Raw genomic sequence first — 5,244 nt, 5'->3', positions numbered from 1 at the left:
TTTTCATTTCTTCAACCACCTAATTCTTTTGTCCGTATGTCCTGTTGTATACATTCGCTTTTATAAGGAACATTCCCTTTTTCTTACTATACCATTATTTATCTAAAAAAACAGAAAAAAGGGAACCATCATGGTTCCCCCTGCCCTTTTATTCCGTTATTTGTAGGCAGTAAAACCCACTGAATGAGAAAACATGAGCTCTTAGTTTTACTACTCTAAAACATAATTGGTACGGACCAATAATTGAGATCACTTACCGATTAAAGTTTTACCTTATACTAATTCTCGTTGTTTCGTTTCTTGCCCAAGTATAATTACAGCAAATACGCCTATTAAAATTGATCCACAGAAAATCGTAAATATTAGTGATAGTGAAGCCTGTGAAGCAACTAAATATCCTACTAATAGCGGTCCAAGAATACCACCAATACGACCGAATGCTGCCGCCATCCCTGCACCTGTACCACGAATAACTGTTGGGTATTGTTCAGGTGTATAAGCATATAATGCACCCCAAGCGCCTAAATTAAAGAATGATAGTAACATGCCTGCTACGATTAATACCGTTAATGACTCTGCTACTCCAAATAAGTAAGCACTGCAAGCTGTACCAATTAAATACGTAACTAAAACAAACTTACGACCAAGACGTTCAATAAACCAAGCAGCTGTGAAATAACCTGGCAATTGAGCTAACGTCATAATAAGTACGTATTGGAAACTTTTTATTAAACTAAATCCTTTTAATACCATTACACTAGGTAACCAAAGGAACATGCCATAATAGGAGAAAACAACAGAAAACCATAAAATCCATAACATAATTGTTGCCTTACGATATTCCCCAGACCAAACTGACTTTATATTTTCGATAACGGATGGCCTTTTTTCAACCTTTTGGAATCTTGGAGAATCCGGTAAATTCCATCTTAAATATAAAGCATATAGCGCCGGAACCGCACTCAATATCATCGCAACTTCCCAACCATATTTCGGTATAACAAAATACGAGATAAGAGCTGCGATTAGCCATCCACCTGCCCAAAAACTTTCTAATAGCACAACTATTTTGCCACGTTCATGTGCTTCAACACTCTCCGATACTAATGTAGAAGCAACTGGAAGTTCTCCACCAAGCCCCATACCAATTAAAAATCGTAAAACAAGGAACATAGCAAGTGTCGTCGTTAAAGCCGTTAAACCACTACCGATAGAAAATAATAATAATGTAATAATAAAGACTGATTTTCGCCCTATTTTATCTGATAGTATTCCAAAAACGAGCGCCCCGACCGCCATACCAATTGAATTAATGCTGCCTATCCAGCCCATTTCTTGGGTACTTAATCCCCAATCTTTTTGCAGCGCTACCATTACAAATGAAAGCATTCCAACATCCATTGCATCAAATAACCATCCAAGCCCCGCTATACTAAGTAGCTTTCGCTTCGAAATTTCTTTCACCTTGCCCACAAGAAGTCCTCCTTACACAGCTGTCTTTACACATCATTTTACATGTGTGAATTGTATAAGTAAAATACTTTCGTGTAAAAAATTCTCCTTCATCATTCCCAAAAAGTAAAATACTTATCCGACTATTTGAGGGCAGTAAGACCCCTCACCTCAAAATTCAGCTGAAGCAAAGAGAGATAGATAAAAAAACCATGGCCATTAAACACCCGATTAGTGAGTGTCCGCAATCGGTAGTAGATGAATAAAAACGCACTTTATTAAAAATGGACAAATAAAAAAGTAGCGATAGAACGCTACTTTTTTGAACGCATGACTTCTTTTAAAAATTCCGCTAATACTAACTGACGACGCCAACGCGTTGGATTGCTACACAATCTATAAAACCACTCTAAATGGATCGCTTGAATCCATTTTGGTGCACGTTTTACCTCTCCAGCCCATACATCTAAACTTCCGCCTACTCCAACGGCCATTTTCGTTTCTAAACGATGCTTATTCGTTTGGATAAAGTTCTCTTGTCTCGGGAAACCAAGTGCAACAAGCAATAAGTCTGGTTTTGCCTTTTGAATACGAGAAACAATATTTTCTTCTTCTTCTTGTTTAAAATACCCATCTTGTATACCCACAATAGATACAGCTGAATACGTCTTCGTTAAATGATCTGCTGCAGCTTGTACAACATGCGGTTTTGCACCTAATAAGAAAACTGATACTGGTTTATTGTCTTCTGATAACGCCGCAAGTAAATTACACATTAAATCAAAACCTGCTACACGTTCCTTTACAGGTGTACCTAACATACCACTTGCTTTTACGACTCCAATACCATCAGGTGTAATTAAATCTGCATTTAATAATGTTTGATGGAATGCTTCATCCTTTTTTGCACACATAACAATTTCAGGATTTGCTGTTACTACCTGAAAAGTATGTGTTCGCTCCACTTCTAGTTGTTCTTTTAAATATTGGACCGTTTCATCCATTGTCATTGTAGAAAAAGGAACGCCTAGAATATCAACTGTTTGTACTGCCATAGTTAACTATCCTCTCTATCATTACAAGTTTTTCGCTATTAATTGCTTATATGTTTCCTTTGTATCTTCATATAGTTTTTGAAGTGAGAAGTTCATAATAGCATGCTCATAAATATGTTTCCCCATTGCTACTAATTCTCCAGTTTTCCACTTATCATACGCTTCTTCTAAAGCTAATGCTAATGCCCTTCCATCATCTGTTGGCACAATCCATCCGTACGTTTCATCTACAATTAATGGTTCAATTTCTCCAGCCCTAGTCACAATTGATGGTACGCGTTGATTTGCCGCTTCTAATAAAACTAGTGGGAACCCTTCACTATGGGAGGTTAATAAATTCACATGTGACGACGCAAATAATTGTTTTACATCTTGACGATGCCCTAAAAACTCAACTTTATTATTAATCCCTTTTTCAGTAGCCAATGACTTTAGATTTTCTTCTAACGGGCCATCGCCAACTAACAATACTTTAATTTTCTCTAATTTTGTTCGTTGTAACGCATCAAATAGAACTTCATGTCCTTTCACAGGATGCAATCGTGCTACTTGGATTGCCGTAAATACATCTTCATCAATATTGAACATTTCTTTTTTATTATAACCTTCTGCTTTTTCCTTATCGTATTCAATTCCATTATAAATAACATGCATCTTTTCATTAGAAATACCTAAAGCAGCTAAACTTTTCTTTAATCTATTTGTTACAACAAAAAATAAATCTACATTTTTTAAGGCTTTCAAATTTAATTTCGTAAAAATCCAACCTTTTAAGCCTTGTTTAGTAAAGTCTTCAAATGGATCACTATGAATAGTCGTTACCCATTTTGCCGTTATTCTCTTTTTCATTAAAGAAACATAGAAATTAGCCCTAGGACCATGCGTATGAACTATATCAAATTTTTCATTATTAATGAATTCGCTTATATTCTTTAAAATAGATAAATCATAGCGGGATTTTTGTGAAAACACATGGACTTTTATCCCTAACTCTCTTGCTTCTTTCGCAACAATTCCATCTTCAAATACCGCTAATTCTACTTCACCAGTTGGAAACTGATCGAGAAGTGAAATAATATGTGTTTTCCCTCCCCCATCTTCTGCTCCTGCATTCATATGCAATATCCTCATATTTTTTCCTCCTTTAAATCCTCGCTACATTTCCATCTATCTTTATTTTACTGTACTAAAAAATAAAAGCTAACAAAAGTTAGCTTTTATTTTGATCATTCAATTTCTAAGTCTACAATTAGATAAGCTAACACCACTACAAAATAAATCCCAACTCCTGGTGCTGTTAAAATATGTCCTGCAATATAAGCAATACCTAATGCTAACAATAAGCTTGCTGCAATCATTCCATATTTTATATTAAATATCTCTTTAAACCTTGTAATAAATACTAGTAGGATTCTTAAGCCGTAATAAATAAATGGAATCATTAGTAATGCAAAACCAATAATCCCAAAGTCATAAAACCAATCGTGGAAGTCCATTTCAATTAGCTTTGGATCTGGCTGCTTTTGTTCATTATATTTAAAATTACCTGCATAACCCATTCCTAATAACTTTTGTGACGTTGGCGCTTCTTTAAAGAACTGCTTATGTCTTTCTTCATATACTTGACGTCCGCTGAAAATAAGATTTTCTTGATTTTCTTTCTTTTGCTCTTTCTCAAGCTCTTTCTTAACTTCCTCTTCTATCTTTGCCTTTTCTTCTGGCTTTTCAACTTTATGATGATTTTCTTCTTTTGCTTTAAGTTCTTGCTCTTTTTTCAGCTTCTCTTTAATTTCTTTTTCTTTTTGACCTTGCTGTGCCACATTTTGCTCTGATAAATAGTTATTGTGAATGCCCATATTTTGTGCTAATGGCGTTTGTTTAAACGTTCCAACTACACCAGCTAATAGGACAATAGCAATTACTGCATTAAGCGCAAGGGATTTTTTGTTCGGATTTTTTCTATCAAATAATAATTGTAGTACAATGATCCCGATTGCTGCCGCTAACGTAGCACCAATTGAGCCCATTCCTACTTTCGTACCGACCTGAATTAATGAGTAAATCATTAAAAGCGATGGAATCCAATATAAAACGTGTTTCCAGCTCTTTGTTTTTTGAATAGAATATAGTACCACAATAGGGAAAATAATGGCTAAGATTGAACCTAGTTCATTCCCTGCATAGAACCAACCTCGAGAACCCACCTTCATCCATTCATAACTACCAAAGTCAGTAGATGTTGAAATAGAAATAACCATAATTGCGTTAATGATTAATGTAGAATATACAATACTATTTCGAACCTTATCACTAATATTAACTTTCTTTTTCAATGATTTTAAAGCTAAAATGTATGATCCCAGCATGATATATATATATAACGCTTTCGCAACGAATTTAACTTCTTCACCAAGTACAATAGGATTCTTAACTAGTTTGTTATTAATAAATCCTACCCCTAAAACTCCGGCTAGTAATATAAGATAAATTAAAAACTTTCTATTTCCCTTCTCTTTTGCCTGAATTAAAATGTAAATACTACCCACAGCCATAATAAGGAATCTTACTAAAATTCCAACGGTAGCACTTGACTTTAATAAAGTGATGCTAAGAGACGTTAATAAATCTAAAACAGGCTGTAAAATAATAAAAAAGAGCAAAAAACGCTCAAATCTAACCCTAGCTTGATTTGCTAACATTCCAAGACCTCCATACAAAATCTTAACATTATCTTTTA

4 protein-coding genes are annotated in these 5,244 nt (G+C 34.7%); all 4 read right to left on the bottom strand.

The genetic code is table 11. The annotated features are described in order from the left end of the window. Positions 1 to 273 precede the first annotated feature (273 nt). Positions 274 to 1,473, bottom strand: a complete 1,200-nt coding sequence (locus MR083_RS25935) for an MFS transporter (protein WP_000521111.1) — start codon at positions 1,471 to 1,473, stop codon at positions 274 to 276. Positions 1,474 to 1,766: 293 nt separating this feature from the next. Beyond that, a complete protein-coding gene (locus tag MR083_RS25930) occupies positions 1,767 to 2,507 on the bottom strand; it encodes a WecB/TagA/CpsF family glycosyltransferase (protein WP_000290759.1) in 741 nt (246 codons plus the stop codon). 21 nt (positions 2,508 to 2,528) lie between these two features. After that, positions 2,529 to 3,638, bottom strand: a complete 1,110-nt coding sequence (locus MR083_RS25925; RefSeq protein WP_001221235.1) for a glycosyltransferase family 4 protein — start codon at positions 3,636 to 3,638, stop codon at positions 2,529 to 2,531. A 95-nt stretch (positions 3,639 to 3,733) separates the two neighbouring features. Beyond that, positions 3,734 to 5,206 (bottom strand): O-antigen ligase family protein, encoded by a 1,473-nt coding sequence (locus MR083_RS25920; protein WP_000880773.1) that lies wholly within the window; start codon positions 5,204 to 5,206, stop codon positions 3,734 to 3,736. Between the last annotated feature and the right edge of the window lie 38 nt (positions 5,207 to 5,244).

The organism is Bacillus cereus group sp. BfR-BA-01408 (assembly GCF_022663305.1).
Classification (GTDB): domain Bacteria; phylum Bacillota; class Bacilli; order Bacillales; family Bacillaceae_G; genus Bacillus_A; species Bacillus_A pacificus.
This window is presented reverse-complemented; position numbering and strand designations above follow the sequence as displayed.

Excerpts from the sequence above, each read along its gene's own strand:
- MR083_RS25925 (WP_001221235.1), bottom strand. The coding sequence starts at position 3,638 with ATGAGGATATTGCATATGAATGCAGGAGCAGAAGATGGGGGAGGGAAA.
- MR083_RS25930 (WP_000290759.1), bottom strand. The coding sequence starts at position 2,507 with ATGGCAGTACAAACAGTTGATATTCTAGGCGTTCCTTTTTCTACAATG.
- MR083_RS25920 (WP_000880773.1), bottom strand. The coding sequence starts at position 5,206 with ATGTTAGCAAATCAAGCTAGGGTTAGATTTGAGCGTTTTTTGCTCTTT.